The organism is Kribbella sp. NPDC050124, from assembly GCF_044460355.1.
Taxonomy (GTDB): Bacteria; Actinomycetota; Actinomycetes; order Propionibacteriales; family Kribbellaceae; genus Kribbella.
On record NZ_JBITJU010000004.1, the window covers coordinates 266,398 to 286,449 of the forward strand.

14 protein-coding genes are annotated in these 20,052 nt (G+C 67.7%); all 14 read left to right on the forward strand.

The features are described 5' to 3' along the window. Positions 1 to 82: 82 nt before the first annotated feature. The 14 genes from ACIBL3_RS13580 to ACIBL3_RS13645 all read left to right on the forward strand — a co-directional run bounded on the left by ACIBL3_RS13580 (position 83) and on the right by ACIBL3_RS13645 (position 20,052). Positions 83 to 1,030, forward strand: coding sequence for an ABC transporter ATP-binding protein (locus tag ACIBL3_RS13580; protein ID WP_396353606.1), 948 nt, complete (start codon positions 83 to 85; stop codon positions 1,028 to 1,030). Next, a complete protein-coding gene (locus tag ACIBL3_RS13585; RefSeq protein WP_132216138.1) occupies positions 1,027 to 1,800 on the forward strand; it encodes an ABC transporter permease in 774 nt (257 codons plus the stop codon). Before ACIBL3_RS13580 ends, ACIBL3_RS13585 begins: the two co-directional genes overlap by 4 nt. A 5-nt stretch (positions 1,801 to 1,805) precedes the next feature. Continuing rightward, entirely contained in the window at positions 1,806 to 2,639 is an 834-nt protein-coding gene (locus ACIBL3_RS13590; protein ID WP_396353607.1) for an MlaE family ABC transporter permease, read from the forward strand. A 4-nt stretch (positions 2,640 to 2,643) separates the two neighbouring features. Next, positions 2,644 to 3,972, forward strand: a complete 1,329-nt coding sequence (locus tag ACIBL3_RS13595) for an MCE family protein (RefSeq protein WP_396353608.1) — start codon at positions 2,644 to 2,646, stop codon at positions 3,970 to 3,972. Continuing rightward, entirely contained in the window at positions 3,969 to 5,003 is a 1,035-nt protein-coding gene (locus tag ACIBL3_RS13600) for an MCE family protein (RefSeq protein ID WP_396353609.1), read from the forward strand. The genes ACIBL3_RS13595 and ACIBL3_RS13600 overlap by 4 nt, the downstream gene beginning before the upstream one ends. Beyond that, entirely contained in the window at positions 5,000 to 6,013 is a 1,014-nt protein-coding gene (locus tag ACIBL3_RS13605; RefSeq protein ID WP_396353610.1) for an MCE family protein, read from the forward strand. Before ACIBL3_RS13600 ends, ACIBL3_RS13605 begins: the two co-directional genes overlap by 4 nt. Beyond that, positions 6,013 to 7,200 carry an MCE family protein gene (locus ACIBL3_RS13610; protein ID WP_396353611.1) on the forward strand — a complete coding sequence of 396 codons (1,188 nt, stop codon included), beginning with the start codon at positions 6,013 to 6,015 and terminating at the stop codon, positions 7,198 to 7,200. Before ACIBL3_RS13605 ends, ACIBL3_RS13610 begins: the two co-directional genes overlap by 1 nt. After that, positions 7,197 to 8,435 (forward strand): MCE family protein, encoded by a 1,239-nt coding sequence (locus ACIBL3_RS13615; protein ID WP_396353612.1) that lies wholly within the window; start codon positions 7,197 to 7,199, stop codon positions 8,433 to 8,435. Before ACIBL3_RS13610 ends, ACIBL3_RS13615 begins: the two co-directional genes overlap by 4 nt. Next, a complete protein-coding gene (locus ACIBL3_RS13620; protein ID WP_396353613.1) occupies positions 8,432 to 9,721 on the forward strand; it encodes an MCE family protein in 1,290 nt (429 codons plus the stop codon). The genes ACIBL3_RS13615 and ACIBL3_RS13620 overlap by 4 nt, the downstream gene beginning before the upstream one ends. Then, positions 9,718 to 10,218, forward strand: a complete 501-nt coding sequence (locus tag ACIBL3_RS13625) for a hypothetical protein (RefSeq protein WP_396353614.1) — start codon at positions 9,718 to 9,720, stop codon at positions 10,216 to 10,218. The genes ACIBL3_RS13620 and ACIBL3_RS13625 overlap by 4 nt, the downstream gene beginning before the upstream one ends. Then, positions 10,218 to 10,910, forward strand: a complete 693-nt coding sequence (locus tag ACIBL3_RS13630) for a hypothetical protein (protein ID WP_396353615.1) — start codon at positions 10,218 to 10,220, stop codon at positions 10,908 to 10,910. The genes ACIBL3_RS13625 and ACIBL3_RS13630 overlap by 1 nt, the downstream gene beginning before the upstream one ends. A gap of 272 nt (positions 10,911 to 11,182) precedes the next feature. After that, a complete protein-coding gene (gene rpoB / locus ACIBL3_RS13635) occupies positions 11,183 to 14,665 on the forward strand; it encodes a DNA-directed RNA polymerase subunit beta (protein ID WP_396353616.1) in 3,483 nt (1,160 codons plus the stop codon). A 65-nt stretch (positions 14,666 to 14,730) separates the two neighbouring features. Further along, positions 14,731 to 18,591: a DNA-directed RNA polymerase subunit beta' gene (locus ACIBL3_RS13640; protein ID WP_396353617.1), complete on the forward strand. Its 3,861-nt coding sequence runs from the start codon at positions 14,731 to 14,733 to the stop codon at positions 18,589 to 18,591. Between the two features lie 138 nt (positions 18,592 to 18,729). Continuing rightward, positions 18,730 to 20,052: a nuclear transport factor 2 family protein gene (locus ACIBL3_RS13645; RefSeq protein ID WP_396353618.1), complete on the forward strand. Its 1,323-nt coding sequence runs from the start codon at positions 18,730 to 18,732 to the stop codon at positions 20,050 to 20,052.

Below are 20,052 nucleotides of genomic sequence, written 5' to 3' on the forward strand. Positions count from 1 at the left end.
GTAACCTAGGCCACTGCCCGTCGTTGGACCCGGTAGAACGTCGTCGGTTCGGGGCCAGACAGACATCCCGTGAGGAGGACCGGTGGGCGTAGAAGTCCGCGTCGAGGGTCTCACCAAGTCCTTCGGAAGTCAGCTGATTTGGGGCGACGTGTCCCTGACGCTGCCCGCCGGTGAGATCTGCGTGATGCTCGGTCCTTCCGGCACCGGGAAGTCCGTTTTCCTCAAGACGCTGATCGGCCTGCTCAAGCCGGACAGGGGTCACGTCCACATCGAGGGCACCGACATCGCCACCTGCAGCGAGCGGCAGCTGTACGAGATCCGCAAGCTGTTCGGCGTGCTGTTCCAGGACGGCGCGATGTTCGGCTCGATGAACCTCTACGACAACGTCGCCTTCCCGCTGCGTGAGCACACCAAGAAGTCCGAGGCCGAGATCCGCTCCATCGTGATGGAGAAGATGGAGATGGTCGGCTTGGTCGGCGCGGAGAAGAAGCTGCCGGGCGAGATCTCCGGCGGGATGCGCAAGCGGGCCGGTCTGGCCCGCGCGCTGGTGCTGGAGCCCGAGATCCTGCTGTTCGACGAGCCGGACTCCGGTCTGGACCCGGTCCGGACGGCGTTCCTCAACCAGCTGATCATCGACCTGAACGAGATGACCCAGGCGACCTGCCTGATCGTCACCCACGACATCAACACCGCGCGGACGGTGCCGGACAACATCGGCCTGCTGTACCACCGGCACCTGGCGATGTTCGGCCCGCGGGAGATGCTGCTGTCCAGCGAGGAGCCGGTGGTCCGCCAGTTCCTGAACGCGCAGCGGGTCGGCCCGATCGGCATGTCGGAGGAGAAGGACGCCGACGAGCTCGCCCGCGAGGCCGACCAGGAGCTGCCGCCGCTGCCCCCGATCCCGCTGCAGCAGTTGCCGAGCAGCGGCCTGATCCGGCCGACCCAACGTCCGCCCGGTGAGTGGTGCCACGACAACGGCGTCACCCCACCGCCGGGGTCCTTCGCCCGGGACGTGGTGGGAGCGACGTGACAGTTTCTGCGACCGCCCCGCTGAAGCACGCCGGCTCCCTTTTCTCCTTCGCTCTCGACACCGCCCGGGCCTCGGTCCGGCGGCCGTTCCAGCTGCGCGAGTTCCTTCAGCAGGCGTGGTTCGTGGCCAGCGTGACGATCATCCCGACCGCACTGGTCGCGATCCCGTTCGGCGCGGTGATCGCGTTGCAGGTCGGTGGCCTGATCAAGCAGTTCGGCGCCCAGGCCTTCACCGGGTCGGCCGCCGTACTGGCCGTGGTCCGGGAGGCCTCGCCGATCGCGACCGCGCTGCTGATCGCCGGCGCCGGCGGTTCGGCGATCTGTGCCGACCTCGGCGCGCGGAAGATCCGCGAGGAACTGGACGCGATGATGGTGCTCGGCATCGACCCGATCCAGCGGCTGGTGGTGCCGCGGGTGCTGGCGACGATGCTGGTCGCGTTCTTCCTGAACGGCTTCGTCAGTGTGGTCGGCGTGATGGGCGGCTACGTCTTCAACGTCGTGCTCCAGGACGGTACGCCAGGCAGTTATATAGCGTCCTTCACGGCGCTCGCCCATCTGCCCGATCTCTGGCAGGGGCAGGCGAAGGCCCTGGTCTTCGGGTTCATCGCGGCGGTCGTGGCGTCGTACAAGGGAATGAACGCGGGCGGCGGCCCGAAGGGTGTCGGCGACGCGGTGAACCAGTCCGTCGTCATCACCTTCATGCTGCTGTTCGTCGCGAACTTCTCGATGACGGCGATCTACTTCCAGCTCGTCCCGCCGAAGGGGGCCTGATTGTCATGGCACAGTCGGCCCTCGACGTCCTGGTCAAGAAGCCGCTCAACTCACTCGATCGTTTGGGTGAGCAGCTCGCCTTCTACCTCAAGGCGCTGGCCTGGTCCGGCAAGTCGATCACCCGGTACCGCAAGGAGATCCTCCGGCTGCTCGCCGAGGTGACGCTCGGCACCGGCGCGCTCGCGGTGATCGGCGGCACCGTCGGCGTGATCACCTTCCTGGCCTTCTTCACCGGCACCGAGGTCGGCCTGCAGGGCTACTCGGCACTGAACCAGATCGGCACCTCGGCCTTCGCCGGGTTCGTCAGCGCCTACATCAACACCCGCGAGATCGGCCCGCTGATCGCCGGGATCGCGCTGGCCGCGACCGTCGGCTGTGGCTTCACCGCCCAGCTCGGTGCGATGCGGATCAGCGAGGAGATCGACGCCCTCGAGGTGATGGCGATCCCGTCGCTGCCGTTCCTGGTCACCACCCGGATCATCGCCGGCCTGATCGCGGTCATCCCGCTGTACGTCGTCGGCCTGCTCGCGTCGTACTTCGCCACCCGGCTCACCGTCACCATGTTCTACGGCCAGAGCACCGGCACGTACGACCACTACTTCCATCTCTTCCTGCCACCCGGGGACGTGCTGTGGTCGTTCGGAAAGGTGCTCGTCTTCGCCGTCCTGGTGATCCTGGTGCACTGCTACCACGGCTACCACGCGACCGGCGGCCCGGCCGGTGTGGGGGTCGCCGTCGGCCGCGCCGTACGGACCTCCATCGTCGTGATCAACGTCGTCGACCTGCTGCTGTCGATGGCGATCTGGGGTACGACGACCACCGTCAGGCTGGCGGGGTAGCGCCATGACCAGACTCATCTCGCACAAGGTGCTCGGCGTCGCCTTCATCGGCGTGCTGTGCTTCCTGCTCTGGCTGACGTACGCGTTCTACGCCAAGGTCTTCACCAAGACCGTCGACGTGGAGCTGAAGACCAGCCACATCGGCCTGCAGCTGAACAAGCACGCGGATGTGAAGCTGCGCGGCATCATCGTCGGCGAGGTCCGCAGCGTGTCCACCGACGGCGACGAGGCGACCGTCGAGCTGTCCCTCAAGCCGAACGAGGTGGACGAGATCTCGAGCGCGGTCAGCGCCCGGATCCTGCCGAAGACGCTGTTCGGCGAGAAGTACGTCTCGCTGGTCCCGCCGGCCGGCGCCCAGGGCCGGCACATCAAGGCCGGGGACGTGATCTCCCGGGACAAGACCGCGGTCGGCATCGAGATCGAGAAGGTGCTGAACGACGCCCTGCCGCTGCTGCAGGCGGTCGACCCGGCCGACCTGAACGCCACCCTGAACACCCTCGCGACCGCGCTCGAGGGCCGCGGCGCCGAGATCGCCGGCACGCTGACCCAGCTGGACGCGTACCTGAAGAAGCTGAACCCGAACATCCCGAAGCTGATGGAGGCGCTGGCCAAGCTCACCCAGGTCTCCCAGCTGTACGGCGACGCGACGCCGGATCTCGTCCGCGCGCTGCGCAACCTGACCGTCACCGGGAACACCGTGGTGGAGAAGCAGGTCCAGCTGCAGCAGTTCTTCGTCGACGTCCAGCGGCTGTCCTCGACCGGGAACACCTTCCTGAAGGAGAACGAGGACCGGGTGATCCGGCTCGGCGAGGTGAGCCGGCCGGTGCTGGACCTGCTGGAGCGGTACTCCCCGGAGTTCCCGTGCTTCCTCAAGGTGATGAGCGAGACCGCGCCGATCCTGAACGACACGTTCCGGGACGGCCGGCTGAACATCAATCTCGAGATCATCACCAACCAGCCGACGTCGTACGAGCCGAACGAGCGACCGGCGTACGACGACCACCGGGGGCCGACCTGCGTCGGGAAGAACTACAGCCATCCGGGAGAGAAGCCGGGTCCGTACACCCAGGAGAACCCGGCGCCGTACATCACCGGTGAGGACGGCGTGATCGGCGACCACAACAAGAACCAGCGCTTCCCGCTCAACCTGCAGCTGAACCGCGCGATGCCGGGGTTCGCGATGGACACCCAGGGCGTCGGCACCCCGGCCGAGCAGAAGGTGATCGACTCGGTCGTCGCTCCCGAGCTGGGGGTCGCGCCGGACGACGTGCCGGACCTGACCACCCTGATGGTCGGGCCCCTGCTGCGCGGAGGCCAGGTGAATTTGAAGTGAAGATCCTGGACCGGAAGACCACCGTCGACACGGTGCGGCTGGCGATCTTCGTCGTCGTCACCACGATCGCGACCGCACTGCTGGCGGTGACGATCGGGAACATCAGCTTCAACCCGACGACGAAGTACCGGGCCGTGTTCACCGACGCGGTCGGCCTGAACAAGGGCGACGACATCCGGATCGCCGGGGTGAAGGTCGGCCAGGTCGACAAGATCGCGCTCTACCAGGACACGTTGGCGATGGTGACGTTCAGCGTCGACTCCGACCAGGTGCTCGATGCCTCGACGCACGCGACGCTGCGGTACCGGAACCTGGTCGGCAACCGCTATATCGCGCTGACCGACGGCGTCGGCGGCGGTGAGCGGCTGAAGTCGAACGGCCTGATCCCGAAGGAGCGGACCACGCCGGCGCTGGACCTGTCGGTGCTGTTCAACGGGTTCAAGCCGCTGTTCACCGCGCTCACCCCGGCGGACGTGAACCAGTTCGCGTTCGAGGTGATCAAGGTGCTGCAGGGTGAGGGCGGCACGATCGAGTCGTTGCTGGCCAAGACCGCCTCGCTGACCACGACGCTCGCCGACGCGGACCAGGTGATCGGGGACCTGATCACCAACCTGACCTCGACCCTGCAGATCGTGTCGCAACGGCAGCAGAACTTCTCCCAGCTGCTGGTGAACCTGCAGCAGTTCATCACCGGGCTGAGTCAGGACATCAACCCGATCCTGAACTCGGTCGGCTCGATCAACTCGCTGAACACCAAGACGGCCGGCCTGCTGCAGCAGACCCGGGTGCCGCTGAAGGCCGACCTGGACCGGCTCCGCACGGTCGCCTCCACCCTCGACGACACCCAGTCGATCTGGGTCAAGACGCTGCAGAACATGCCGGAGAAGCTGAACACGATGACCCGGACCGCGTCGTACGGCTCCTGGTTCAACTTCTACCTGTGCAACTTCGACGGCAACGTCACGCTGCCGACGGGCACCCGCATCCCGGTCGCCTACGACAACAACTCGGCGAGGTGTCAGAAGCCGTGAAGCCCTTCCGTGAGCAGAACCAGGTGACCGTCGGGGTCATCGGCCTGACCGTGCTCGGGCTGGTCATGCTGGCCGCGTTCAAGGCGCAGGACCTGCCGTTGATCGGCGGCGGGACGAAGTACTCCGCACAGTTCTCCGAGGCCGGCGGGCTGAAGCCGAACGACGAGATCCGGGTGGCCGGGGTCCGGGTCGGGCAGGTCCGCGAGGTCGAGCTCGAGGGCACCCACGTCCGGGTCGACTTCGTGGTGGACAAGGGCGTCAAGCTCGGCGACCAGACCGGCGCGGAGATGAAGATCAAGACCCTGCTCGGGCAGAAGTACCTCAAGCTGAACCCGGCCGGCAACGGTCAGCTCAAAGCCGGCTCCGAGATCCCGCTGACCCGGACCGTCTCGGCGTACGACGTCGTGGACGCGTTCAGCGATCTCGCGAACACCACCGAGCGGATCGACACCGCGCAGCTGGCCCGGGCCCTGGACACGCTGTCGACGACCTTCCAGAACACGCCCGAAGAGGTGCAGGCGTCGCTGACCGGCCTGTCCCGGCTGTCCCGGAACGTGGCCAAGCGCGACGAGCAGCTGAAGCTGCTGCTGCAGCATTCGAACGTGGTCACCAAGGTCCTTGCCGACCGCAACCAGCAGCTGATCAAGCTGATGAAGGACGGCAACACCGTGTTCCAGGCCGTGCAGGCCCGGCGGGCGCTGATCCACCAGCTGCTGGTGTCGACCCAGAAGCTGTCCGCCCAGATCACCGCGCTGGTCCGGGAGAACCGCAAGGACCTGGCGCCGACGTTGCAGAAGGTGAACGCCGTACTGGCCGTGCTGCTGAAGAACCAGAACGACCTGGACGCCAGCATCAAGGGCCTGGCGCCGTTCGTCCGGGTCTTCACGAACACACTCGGCACCGGTCCGTGGTTCGACGTCTACCTGCAGAACCTGGTCCCGGTCCCGGAGATCCCCGCGCCGGCGGTCCCGATTCCCGGGTTGCCGCCGATTCTGGGAGGTGGCGGCTGATGAAGATCCAGTCGTTGTCCCGGCTGGTCGCGATCGCGGTGGTCCTGGTGATCGTCGCGGTCAGCGTGATCACGCTGTGGCCGCATCCCGAGCGCGTGAGCGCGACGGCGTACTTCCCGCGGGCGGTGTCGGTCTACCCCGGCTCCGACGTACGGATCCTGGGCATCAAGGTCGGCGAGGTGGAGAGTGTCACCCCGGCGGGTCGGACCGTGCGGGTGAAGTTCTGGTGGGAGGCCAAGCACAAGGTGCCGGCCACCGCCAAGGCCGTGATCGCGGCGCCGTCGATCGTCGCCGACCGGTACGTGCAGCTCACCCCGGCGTACTCCAAGGGCGACGTGATGGCCGACGGCGCGGAGATCCCGATCGACCGGACCGCCGTACCGCTGGAGCTGGACCAGATCTACCAGAGCCTGAACGACCTGTCCGTCGCGCTCGGTCCCAAGGGCGCGAACGATCAGGGTGCGCTGTCGCGGCTGCTGGACGTCTCCGCGAAGAACCTCAACGGCCAGGGCGCCAAGCTGAACCAGACGATCACGGACGTGTCCAAGCTGACCGGCACGCTGGCGGGCAACTCGCAGAGCCTGTTCGCTACGATCCGGCAGCTGCAGACCTTCGTGTCCGCGCTGGCCGCGAACGACCAGTTGGTCCGGCAGTTCAACACCAACTTCGCCGCCACCTCGACCACGCTGGCCGGTGAACGCCAGGACCTGGCCAAGGCGCTGTCCCTGCTGGCGACGGCGCTCGGCGAGGTCGCGACGTTCGTGAAGGACAACCGGGCGCTGCTGAAGACGACGATTTCCAGCGCGGCTGAGCTGTCGCAGATCCTGGTCAAGGAGAAGGCCGCGATCGCCGAGGTGCTGGACACCGCGCCGCTCGGCCTGGGCAACCTGGCCCGCGTCTACAACCCGCAGTACGGGACCTTGGACCAGCGAATGAACATGGCCCAGCTCGACGACCCTGCGGACTTCATCTGCTCGCTGCTGCGGCAGGCGAACCAGCCGATGTCGACCTGTACGGCGCTGAAGCCCGTCTTCGATGCCTTGAGCAAGTTGCCGCTGCTGAGTCAGCTCAGCGGCGGCGCCCCGGCGAGCGGTGGCCCAGCCGGTACGCCGTGGGCCGCGCCGCCGGCGCCGAAGCTGTCGAGCCCGGACCCGGTCGACCCGACGCTGGGAGGCCTCGTCCGATGAGACGCCGTACGACGCGAGTGCCCCACGCCGGCGCACTAGTCGCCGGACTGCTCGGGATGGCGATGTTGCTGACCGGGTGCGACTTCAGCGTGTACTCGTTGCCCCTGCCAGGTGGCGCGAAGATCAAGGGGCCGTCGTACACGGTCACTGTCGAGTTCGCCGACGTGCTGGACCTGGTGCCGAAGTCGACGGTGAAGGTCGACGACGTCACCGTCGGCACGGTCGAGAAGGTCTGGCTGGACGGGTACGTCGCCAAGGTCCGGATCCGGCTGCCGAAGAGCCTGGAACTGCCCGACAACGAGCGGGCCACGATCCGGCAGACCAGCCTGCTCGGCGAGAAGTTCGTGTCGCTGTCGCCGCCGACGGGCTCGGAGCAGCCGCGCGGACGGCTCGACAATGGCGAGGTCATCCCGCTGTCGCGGACCACCAGCAACGTCGAGGTCGAGGAAGTCCTGTCCGCGCTCTCGCTGCTGCTGAACGGCGGCGGCGTGGCCCAGCTGCAGATCATCACCCAGGAGCTGAACAAGGCGCTGACCGGCAACGAGCCGGCCATCCGCAGCGTGCTCACCCAGCTGAACACGTTCGTCGGCACCCTGGACCAGAACAAGCAGCGGATCGTCACCGCGATCGCCGCGGTCGACGCGCTGGCCAAGAAGCTGAACGCGCAGAAGGCGACGCTGGCGACCGCGATCGACTCGCTGCCGAAGTCGATCGCGACCCTGGACAAGCAGCGCGCGGCCCTGGTGAAGACGCTGCAGGCGCTGGCGACCCTGGGCAACACGGCCACCCGGGTGATCACCGCGTCGCAGAAGGATCTGGTCGCCAACCTGCAGTCGCTGCACCCGATCCTGACCAGGCTGGCCCAGGCGGGGGAGGACCTGCCGAAGTCGCTCGAGCTGTTGTTCACCTACCCGTTCCCGGACGCCGCCGCGAAGGCTGTCCAGGGTGACTTCACCAACCTGGGCATCACGCTGGACGTCAACACCCAGAAGGCGCTGCAGAGCATCCTCGGCGTGAACCTGCCGACCCTCGGGCCGTCGTCCGTGCCGACCGGCGGGGTGAGCATCCCGCTGCACAACCCGACCACGGGCGGCCTGCCGTCGCTGCCGGTCCCGACGGGTGCGGGGAAAACCTGCACGACGATCCTCGGCCTGCCGGTCTGCACGCAGAGCCTGAACCGCTCGGGCTTCGATCCCGAGTTGGCCAAGGTCCTGATGCCGGGGGTGGCGAAGTGATCACCAGAGCGGTCCGGATCCAGTTGATGGTGTTCCTGCTGATCACCGTGGTCGGCGTGGCCTACGTGGGCGGCAAGTACGCCCAGGTCGACAAGCTGTTGTTCGACGACGACTACACCGTCAGCGCCAGCTTCGCCGAGTCCGGCGGCATCTTCTCCGGCGCCGAGGTGACGTACCGCGGCCAGCCGGTCGGCCGGGTCGGCGATCTCGACCTGCTGTCCGACGGCGTCCAGGTGAACCTGGAGATCGACAAGGGCGTGAAGATCCCGAACGACCTGGTCGCGGTGGTCGCGAACCGGTCCGCGATCGGCGAGCAGTACGTCGATCTGCAGCCGCGCCGCGACAGCGGCCCGTACCTGCAGGACAACTCGCGGATCGCCCGCGAGGACACCGCGATCCCGATCGACACCACCGAGCTGCTGTTGAACCTCGACCAGCTGGTGAACTCGGTCGACAAGGAGAGCCTGCGGACCACGGTGCGCGAGCTCGGCGCGGCGCTGAAGGGCCGCGGCGTCGACCTGCAGCGGATCATCGACAGCTCCGGCACGCTGATCGACGACGCGGACGCGAACATCCTGCAGACGATCAAGCTGATCAACGACGGCGACACCGTGCTGGCCACCCAGGTGGCCAGTGGTGACGCGATCAAGACCTGGGCGAAGAACCTCGCCCTGCTGTCCGACACCCTGGTCAGCTCGGACGCGAACCTGCGCCAGGTGATCGACCAGGGCTCGGGCGCGTCGACGCAGGTGACCGCTCTGATCCAGGAGAACCGTGCGGACGTCGCGGTGCTGCTCGGTAACCTGCTGACGGTGAACGAGTTGACCGCGGTCCGGCTGGACGCCGTCGAGCAGCTGCTGGTGGTGTACCCGGCGGTCTCGATGGGCGGCTACGTCGTACCGGCCAAGGACAAGGGGACCGGGCACTACGACGCGCACTTCGGCCTGGTGCTCGGGCTCGACCCGGCCGCCTGCCGGGCCGGGTACGGCGGGACCGACAAGCGGATCCCGCAGGAGACCGCGAACAAGCCGGCCAACACCAAGGCCGCCTGCACCGCGAACCCGTCGTCCGGCGTGAACGTCCGCGGCGCACAGAACAAGCCGAGCCCGTCCTCCCGCTCGCTGAACCGGACCGGGTACGGCGTCGGGTACGACCCGGTGACCGGGGTCGCGGGCGGCTCCGGCGGAATGCCGGACCTGGTGCTCGGCTCGACCGGCGGCCAGGCCGACCTGCTCGGCAGCGACTCCTGGAAAGCCCTCATCCTCGGACCGGTGACCGGCAAGTGACTCTTAGCAACTCCAAGCGGGGCACCTTGATCCTGGCGTGGGCGCTCAGCGTCTTGCTGGTGGTGGCGCTGGCCGCCGCCACCCTCTCGATCGTCGCGCTGCACCGGCAGAGCGAGGACAAGACCCAGCGCGAGGGCGCGATGAAGGCGGCCCGGCAGTTGGCGCTCGACTTCACCACCTACGACTACAAGACCTGGGACGCCGACACCAAGCGGGTGCTGGACGACTCCACCGGGCAGTTCAAGCAGGAGTTCCAGGCCGGGCTGAACGTGGTGAAGGCCGAGGTGCAGACCAACAAGGCGACCTCCAGAGGTGACGTGAAGGAGGCTGCGGTGGTCTCGAACGACAAGGACTCCGCCCAGGTCCTGGTGATCGTGGACGCGGTGGTGACCAACACGGCCTCGGTCCAGGGCGTGCAGCGCCGCTACCGGATCAAGCTGGACCTGGTCCGCGAGCAGGACCGCTGGCTGACCGCCGACCTGCAGGCGGTGGGCTGATGCCGGACCGTCCCCGCAACCGCCCGCGCATCGCCGGCCAGCGCCGTACGCCTGCCGCCGGTACGGCGACCGAAGCGCCGGCCGAGGTGACAACGAAGGCCCCGGAAACCGTCGAAGAAGACGTGACCCCGACCACACTCGAGGTCTCCGAAGCCCCCGAAACGCCCGCCGAAGAGGCGCTGCCCGCTACGGAAAGTAACGAAAGTCGGCGTCCTCTGGGCGGCGTGCTGTCGGTGCTGCTCGGTGTGCTCGTGGTGCTGGTGCTCACCGTCGCGGCGGTGCTCGGGGTGCAGGCGTGGCAGGGCAAGCAGGCCGAGGACGCCCGCGACCAGGCGGCCGCGGCCGGGCGCGAGGCGGCCGAGACCGCGCTCAGCTACGACTACCGTGACCTGGACAAAAGCTTCGCCGCGGCGCGGGCGACGATGACCCCGGAGTTCGCCGGGAAGTTCGACGAGACCGCCAAGGTGGCCGGCGAGCTGGCCACCAAGACCAAGGCGACGGTCCGCGCCGAGGTCAGCGAGGTCGGGGTCCGCGACGGCAACGCCGACCGGGTCACGCTGATCATCTTCGTCAACCAGACGACCACCAGTACGATCACGGAGGGTAAGCCCCGGGTCGACCTGAACCGGACCCGGTTCACGATGGTCCGAAACGGCGATCAATGGCTGGTCCAGGAGATCGCCGGACTGTAGTCTCTTTGTGACTCCGGACAGGACGTTCCGGGCGGCTCGCGGGCACGAAGTTTCTGCAGTCCCGCTGGAGAACCCGGGTCGATCCTTGACGGAGTGGGTGGTCCGAAGGCATAGTATCGGGCCGCACTGGACAGGCTTGCCCTGATCGGGTAGCCTATTGCTTTGCGCTGCCTTTACCCCACCCTGGCTTCGGGTCTCGACTTGACTGGGGCGGTTCGGCGTGCGCTCCCAGCACCGAAGTGATTCTTTGCGAGCCCGTGGAAGGACGCCCCTTGGTCGCCTCGCGCAACCCCCAGTCCGACAGCATTTCCGACGTTTCCGGCTCCCGCCGCATCTCCTTCGCCAAGATTTCCGAGCCTCTCGAGGTTCCGGATCTGCTTGCGCTGCAGGTGGACAGTTTCGACTGGCTGGTCGGCAACGAAACCTGGCAGGCCCGGGTGGCCGCCGCCGAGGCCGAGGGCCGGTCGGACCTGTCCGGCCCCAGCGGCCTGGAAGAGATCTTCGAGGAGATCTCCCCGATCGAGGACTTCAGCGGCACCATGTCGCTGTCGTTCCGCGACCACCGCTTCGAGCCGCCGAAGAACACGGTCGACGAGTGCAAGGAGCGGGACGTCACCTACTCCGCGCCGCTGTTCGTCACGGCCGAGTTCATGAACAACGAGACCGGCGAGATCAAGAGCCAGACCGTCTTCATGGGTGACTTCCCGCTGATGACGCGCAAGGGCACCTTCGTGATCAACGGCACCGAGCGGGTCGTCGTGTCCCAGCTCGTCCGCTCGCCCGGTGTGTACTTCGAGCGCACCCCGGACAAGACGTCGGACAAGGACATCTTCACCGCCAAGGTGATCCCGTCGCGCGGCGCGTGGCTGGAGTTCGAGGTCGACAAGCGCGACATGGTCGGCGTCCGGCTCGACCGCAAGCGCAAGCAGAACGTCACCGTGCTGCTGAAGGCGCTCGGCTGGACCGACGCCCAGATCCTGGAGGAGTTCGGCGACTACGAGTCGATCCGGCTCACCCTGGAGAAGGACCACACCTCCGGCCAGGACGACGCGCTGCTCGACATCTACCGCAAGCTGCGTCCGGGCGAGCCGCCGACCCGCGAGGCCGCGCAGGCGCTGCTGGACAACTACTACTTCAACGGCAAGCGCTACGACCTGGCCAAGGTCGGCCGCTACAAGATCAACAAGAAGCTCGGCCGCGACGAGGCGCACGACACCGCGGTGCTGACGATCGACGACATCGTCGCCACGATCAAGTACCTGGTCGCGCTGCACGAGGGCAAGACCGAGCTGCCCGCCCCGACCGGTGAGATCGTGGTCGAGGAAGACGACATCGACCACTTCGGCAACCGCCGGCTGCGCACCGTCGGCGAGCTGATCCAGAACCAGCTCCGCACCGGCCTGGCCCGGATGGAGCGGGTGGTCCGGGAGCGGATGACGACCCAGGACGTCGAGGCGATCACGCCGCAGACCCTGATCAACATCCGCCCGGTGGTGGCGGCGCTGAAGGAGTTCTTCGGCACCTCCCAGCTGTCGCAGTTCATGGACCAGACCAACCCGGTCGCGGGCCTGACCCACAAGCGCCGGCTGAACGCGCTCGGCCCGGGTGGTCTGAGCCGGGAGCGGGCCGGCTTCGAGGTCCGCGACGTGCACCCGTCCCACTACGGCCGGATGTGCCCGATCGAGACCCCGGAAGGCCCGAACATCGGCCTGATCGGGTCGCTGGCCAGCTACGGCCGGGTGAACCCGTTCGGTTTCGTCGAGACGCCGTACCGCAAGGTCATCGACGGCCAGGTCACCGACCAGGTCGACTACCTGACCGCGGACGAGGAGGACCGGTTCGTCATCGCGCAGGCGAACGCCGCGCTGACCGAGGAGAACCGGTTCGCCGAGGACCGGGTGCTGGTCCGCCGGCGGCACGGTGAGGTCGAGCTCGTGCTGACCGAGGACGTGGACTACATGGACGTCTCGCCGCGCCAGATGGTGTCGGTGGCGACCGCGATGATCCCGTTCCTCGAGCACGACGACGCCAACCGCGCGCTGATGGGCTCCAACATGCAGCGCCAGGCGGTTCCGCTGATCACCGCGGACGCGCCGCTGGTCGGCACCGGCATGGAGTACCGCGGTGCGGTCGACGCCGGTGACGTGGTCGTGGCCGACAAGGCCGGTGTGGTCAAGGAGGTCTCGGCCGACCTGATCGAGATCGCCGCCGACGACGGCACGTACCAGACCTACCGGCTGGCGAAGTTCCGCCGGTCGAACCAGGGCACCTGCATCAACCAGCGCCCGCTGGTCGACGCCGGGCAGCGGGTCGAGGTCAACTCGCCGCTCGCCGACGGTCCGTGCACCGACGAGGGCGAGATGGCGCTCGGCCGCAACCTGCTGGTCGCCTTCATGCCGTGGGAGGGTCACAACTACGAGGACGCGATCATCCTCAGCCAGCGCGTGGTCCAGCAGGACCTGCTGACCTCGATCCACATCGAGGAGCACGAGGTCGACGCCCGGGACACCAAGCTGGGTCCGGAGGAGATCACCCGGGACATCCCGAACGTCTCCGACGAGATGCTGGCCGACCTGGACGAGCGCGGCATCATCCGGATCGGCGCCGAGGTCACCACCGGTGACATCCTGGTCGGCAAGGTCACCCCGAAGGGCGAGACCGAGCTGACCCCGGAGGAGCGGCTGCTGCGCGCGATCTTCGGTGAGAAGGCCCGTGAGGTCCGCGACACCTCGCTGAAGGTTCCGCACGGCGAGAACGGCACCGTCATCGGCGTCCGCGTCTTCGACCGCGACAACGGCGACGAGCTGCCGCCGGGTGTGAACCAGCTGGTCCGGGTGTACGTCGCCCAGAAGCGGAAGATCTCGGTCGGCGACAAGCTGGCCGGCCGGCACGGCAACAAGGGCGTCATCTCCAAGATCCTGCCGGTCGAGGACATGCCGTTCCTCGAGGACGGCACCCAGGTCGACATCATCCTGAACCCGCTGGGCGTGCCCGGCCGGATGAACGTCGGCCAGGTGCTTGAGACCCACCTCGGCTGGGTCGCCAGCCGCGGCTGGGAGATCGACGCGGAGAACACCGAGGAGTGGGCCCAGCGGCTGATCAAGATCGGCGCCGGCTCCGCCGCTCCGATGACGAACGTCGCCACCCCGGTCTTCGACGGCGCCAAGGAGGAGGAGGTCACCGGCCTGCTCGGCTCCACGCTGCCGAACCGCGACGGCGTCCGGATGGTCGACAGCACCGGCAAGGCCCGGCTGTTCGACGGCCGTTCGGGTGAGCCGTTCCCGGAGCCGATCGGTGTCGGCTACATGTACATGCTGAAGCTGCACCACCTGGTCGACGACAAGATCCACGCGCGCTCGACCGGTCCGTACTCGATGATCACCCAGCAGCCGCTGGGTGGTAAGGCCCAGTTCGGCGGTCAGCGGTTCGGCGAGATGGAGGTGTGGGCCCTCGAGGCCTACGGCGCCGCCTTCGCGCTGCAGGAACTGCTGACGATCAAGTCCGACGACGTGGTCGGCCGGGTCAAGGTGTACGAGGCGATCGTCAAGGGCGAGAACATCCCGGAGCCGGGTATCCCGGAGTCCTTCAAGGTTCTGGTCAAGGAAATGCAGTCCCTGTGTCTGAACGTGGAAGTGCTCTCGTCCGACGGAAGCCGGGTCGAGATGCGCGACAGCGAGGAGGACGTCTTCCGTGCCGCGGAGGAACTGGGTATCGACCTGTCCCGGCGCGAGCCGAACAGCGTTGAAGAGGTCTGAGCGGGTTGCCGCTTGAGATCAACACACAACTCACTCAGACCATCTTTACTAGGAGATAACACATCGTGCTCGACGTGAACTTCTTCGACGAGCTTCGGATCGGCCTGGCCACCGCGGACGAGATCCGTCAGTGGTCGCACGGCGAGGTCAAGAAGCCCGAGACGATCAACTACCGGACCCTCAAGCCCGAGCGTGACGGTCTGTTCTGCGAGAAGATCTTCGGTCCCACCCGGGACTGGGAGTGCTACTGCGGCAAGTACAAGCGCGTTCGCTTCAAGGGCATCATCTGCGAGCGGTGTGGCGTCGAGGTCACCCGCTCCAAGGTGCGCCGCGAGCGGATGGGCCACATCGAGCTGGCCGCGCCGGTCACCCACATCTGGTACTTCAAGGGTGTCCCGTCGCGGCTCGGCTACCTGCTCGACCTCGCCCCGAAGGACCTGGAGAAGGTCATCTACTTCGCGGCGTACATGATCACCGACGTCGACGAGGAGGCGCGGCACCGCGACCTGACCTCGCTCGAGGGCCGGGTGGACGTGGAGCGCAAGCAGCTCGAGAACCGTCGTGACAACGACATCGAGCAGCGGATGAAGAAGCTCGAGGAGGACCTGGCGCAGCTCGAGGCCGAGGGCGCCAAGGCCGACGTCCGCCGCAAGGTGAAGGAAGGCGCCGAGCGCGAGGTCAAGCAGCTGCGGGACCGCGCCCAGCGTGAGATCGACCGCCTCGACGAGGTCTGGACCCGGTTCAAGAACCTGAAGGTCCAGGACCTGGAGGGCGACGAGATCCTGTACCGCGCCATGAAGGAGCGGTTCGGCAAGTACTTCGAGGGCGCGATGGGCGCCGCCGCGATCCAGCGCCGGCTGGAGACCTTCGACCTGAAGGCCGAGGCGGACAACCTGCGCGAGACCATCAAGACCGGCAAGGGCCAGCGCAAGACCCGCGCCCTGAAGCGGCTCAAGGTCGTCACCGCGTTCCTGCAGACCAACAACAGCCCGATGGGCATGGTGCTGGACTGCGTCCCGGTGATCCCGCCGGACCTGCGCCCGATGGTCCAGCTCGACGGTGGCCGGTTCGCCACCTCGGACCTGAACGACCTGTACCGCCGGGTGATCAACCGGAACAACCGGCTCAAGCGACTGCTCGACCTGGGCGCGCCGGAGATCATCGTCAACAACGAGAAGCGGATGCTGCAGGAGGCCGTCGACGCGCTGTTCGACAACGGTCGCCGTGGCCGTCCGGTCACCGGCCCGGGCAACCGGCCGCTGAAGTCGCTGTCCGACATGCTCAAGGGCAAGCAGGGCCGGTTCCGGCAGAACCTGCTCGGTAAGCGCGTCGACTACTCCGGTCGTTCGGTGATCGTCGTCGGCCCGCAGCTGAAGCTGCACCAGTGCGGTCTGCCGAAGGCGATGGCGCTGGAGCTGTTCAAGCCGTTCGTGATGAAGCGGCTGGTCGACCTCAACCACGCGCAGAACATCAAGTCCGCCAAGCGGATGGTCGAGCGCCAGCGCGCCCAGGTCTGGGACGTGCTGGAAGAGGTCATCACCGAGCACCCGGTGCTGCTGAACCGCGCGCCCACCCTGCACCGGCTGGGTATCCAGGCGTTCGAGCCGCAGCTGATCGAGGGCAAGGCGATCCAGATCCACCCGCTCGTCTGCTCCGCGTTCAACGCGGACTTCGACGGTGACCAGATGGCGGTGCACCTGCCGCTGTCGGCCGAGGCGCAGGCCGAGGCCCGGATCCTGATGCTGTCGACGAACAACATCCTGAAGCCGGCCGACGGCCGTCCGGTCACGATGCCGACCCAGGACATGATCATCGGCATCTACTTCCTGACCATGCTGAAGGAGGGCGCGCTGGGCGAGGGCCGGGCGTTCAGCTCGGTGGCCGAGGCGCTGATGGCGTTCGACCGCAACGAACTGTCGCTGCAGGCCAAGATCACGCTGCGTCTGGACGCTGCCGCCGTACCGGAAGGTGCGGCCGAGCTGAACGGCGGCGGGTTCTCGCTGCAGACCACGCTGGGCCGGGCGCTGTTCAACGAGACGCTGCCGGCGGACTACCCGTTCGTCGACGTCGAGGTGGGCAAGAAGCAGCTGGGCGGGATCGTCAACGACCTGGCCGAGCGGTACTCCAAGGTCCAGGTGGCCAACTGCCTGGACGCGCTGAAGGACCTCGGTTTCCGCTGGGCCACCCGGTCCGGTGTCACCGTGTCGATCGACGACTTCAGCACGCCGCCGTCCAAGCCGGAGATCATGGCCCGGTACGAGTCGCAGGCCGAGAAGGTCCAGAAGCAGTTCGAGCGGGGCCTGATCACCTCGTCCGAGCGGCGGCAGGAGCTGATCGAGATCTGGACCGGCGCCAACGCCGAGGTCGGCAAGGCGATGGAGGAGAACTTCGAGAAGGCCAACCCGATCTGGATGATGGTCCACTCGGGCGCCCGGGGCAACATGATGCAGATCCGGCAGATCGCCGGTATGCGTGGCCTGGTGGCCAACCCGAAGGGTGAGATCATCGCCCGGCCGATCAAGTCCAACTTCCGTGAGGGCCTGTCGGTGGTCGAGTACTTCATCGCCACCCACGGCGCCCGGAAGGGTCTGGCCGACACCGCGCTGCGGACCGCCGACTCGGGGTACCTGACCCGTCGTCTGGTGGACGTCTCGCAGGACGTGATCATCCGCGAGGAGGACTGCGGCACCGAGCGCGGTCTGCCGAAGAAGATCGGCGAGCCCGGTCCGGACGGCAAGGTCGTGCACGCGGAGAACGTCGAGACCAGTGCCTACGCCCGGACGCTGGCCACCGACGCCATCGGTCCGGACGGCAAGGTCGTCCTCGAGGCCGGCAGCGACCTCGGCGACGTCTCGATCGCCGTACTGGTCGAGGCCGGGCTGGAGGAGGTCAAGGTCCGCTCGGTGCTGACCTGTGACGCCAAGACCGGGACCTGCGCGAAGTGCTACGGCCGTTCGCTGGCGACCGGCAAGCCGGTCGACATCGGCGAGGCGGTCGGCATCATCGCGGCCCAGTCCATCGGTGAGCCGGGTACGCAGCTGACCATGCGTACCTTCCACACCGGTGGTGTCGCGGGTGATGACATCACCCACGGTCTGCCGCGTGTGGTCGAGCTGTTCGAGGCCCGGCAGCCCAAGGGCAAGGCGCCGATCTCCGAGGCGGCCGGCCGGATCTCGATCGAGGACACCGACAAGACCCGCAAGCTGGTGCTCACCCCGGACGACGGTTCCGAGGAGGTCGCCTACCCGGTGTCGAAGCGTGGCCGCCTGCTGATCGAAGAGGGTCAGCACGTCGAGGTCGGCCAGCAGCTGACGCAGGGTACGCCGGACCCGCAGGAGGTGCTGCGGATCCTCGGTGTGCGCAAGGCGCAGGAGCACCTGGTGGACGAGGTCCAGGAGGTGTACCGGTCGCAGGGTGTGGCCATCCACGACAAGCACATCGAGATCATCGTCCGGCAGATGCTGCGCCGGGTCACGGTGATCGAGTCGGGCGACGCCCAGCTGCTGCCGGGTGAGCTCGCGGACCGGATCATGTTCGAGGCGGAGAACCGCCGGGTGGTCGCCGAAGGCGGCACACCGGCCTCCGGTCGTCCGGTGCTGATGGGGATCACCAAGGCCTCGCTGGCGACCGAGTCGTGGCTGTCGGCCGCCTCCTTCCAGGAGACGACCCGCGTCCTCACCGAGGCCGCGATCCACGGCAAGTCCGACTCGCTGGTCGGTCTGAAGGAGAACGTCATCATCGGCAAGCTGATCCCGGCCGGTACGGGCATGGACCGGTACCGCAACATCCGGGTGGAGCCCACCGAGGAGGCGAAGGCCGCGATGTACTCGATGGTCGGCTACGAGTCGTACGACTACGACTTCGGCCCGTCCACCGGTCAGTCGGTCCCGCTCGACGACTTCGACCTCGGTTCCTACCAGAACTGATTCGAGGCACTCCGCCAAGGGCGGCACTCCTGCTGGAGTGCCGCCCTTGCGGCTTTTCCGGGCCCGGTACGACGGGTGCCGGAAAAGACACTCGGGGTGGCGGCTGAAAGTGTCCCTGTGATGCGCCAAGATTGGTCCATGACGGATCTCCCGGCCCACCTGCGGCCCTTCGTCCTGGGGGTGCTGGACGGCCCCGGCGTCCGGGTCGACCGGCTCGGCGAGATCGACTTCTACCGCCCGGCCGGAACCGCCCGGACCGGCGCGATTCTCTTTGTGCACGGGGGTCCTGGGCCCGCCGGCCTCGAGGTGCTGCCTCGCGAGTGGCCGGTGTACCGGGGATATGCGACCGCCGCCGCCCGGCGTGGCGTGGTGGCCGCTGTCGTCGACCACAGCCTGATCCGCGGCTTCGACCAGGTGGTCACCGCCGCGGACGAGGTGGAGGCTGCGATCGGCGTACTGCGATCCGACCCACGGGTCGACCCCGATCGGGTCGCTCTGTGGTTCTTCTCCGGCGCCGGCCTGCTGGCCGGGGAGTGGCTGGACAGCCGCCCCGACTGGCTGCGTTGCGTCGCCCTGACCTATCCCCTGCTCGCCACCCCGCCCGGTGTCGAAGAACTGGTCAATGCCGCCGAAGTGATCGGCAAACACAAGAACCTGCCGGTACTGCTGACCCGAGCCGGGCTCGAGCTGGAGGAGTTCGCCGGTCCGGTCGCGGAGTTCGTCTCCGCCGGTGGTACCGCGCTGGACATCATCGACGTACCGAAAGGGCACCACGGGTTCGACATGCTCGACCACACCGAAGAATCACGCGCCGCCGTCACCAAGGCCCTGGACTGGGCGATCGCCCACCTGGGTGAGGAGCCGGACGGCCAGAACAAGCTCCTCGTTCCTCCTCCCGCGAAGCCGGCGAGCCGGCGTACGACGACCGCCGCCAAGCGCACCGTGACCGCGAAGGCAGCCAAGGCGCCCGCTGAACCCGCCAGCCAGCCGAAGCCCACCCCGGCACCGGTCCCGGCAGCCCCCACCGCGGCTCCGGCCGCGCCCCCGACTCCCGATCCCACTCCCAGCCCAGCCGTCACACCCGTGGCCACACCGCTGGCCAGCGTCGCCGCCGCCACCGTCGCGGCTGCCACGGTGGACAGCCCCGCAGCTCGCGTGGTCGCGCGCGAGCACTCCGCGTACGCCGCCCATGACCTGGAGGCGTTCCTGGCGATGTACTCGCCGACCGCGCGGATCGCGCTGGCCGACGGCAGCGAACTGAAAGGCCGCCGCTTCCTCCGCGAGTACTACCAGCCACGCTTCGACGCCGGCCGCTGCAAGACCGAGGTGGTGCAGAAGCTGATGGTCGGCGAGTGGGTGGTCGAGCACGTGCTGGCGTACGACTCGGGCGAGCCGACGCCGATGATCGCCATGTACCGGGTGACCGAGGGGCTGATCGCCGAAGTCCAGTTCCGGATCTGA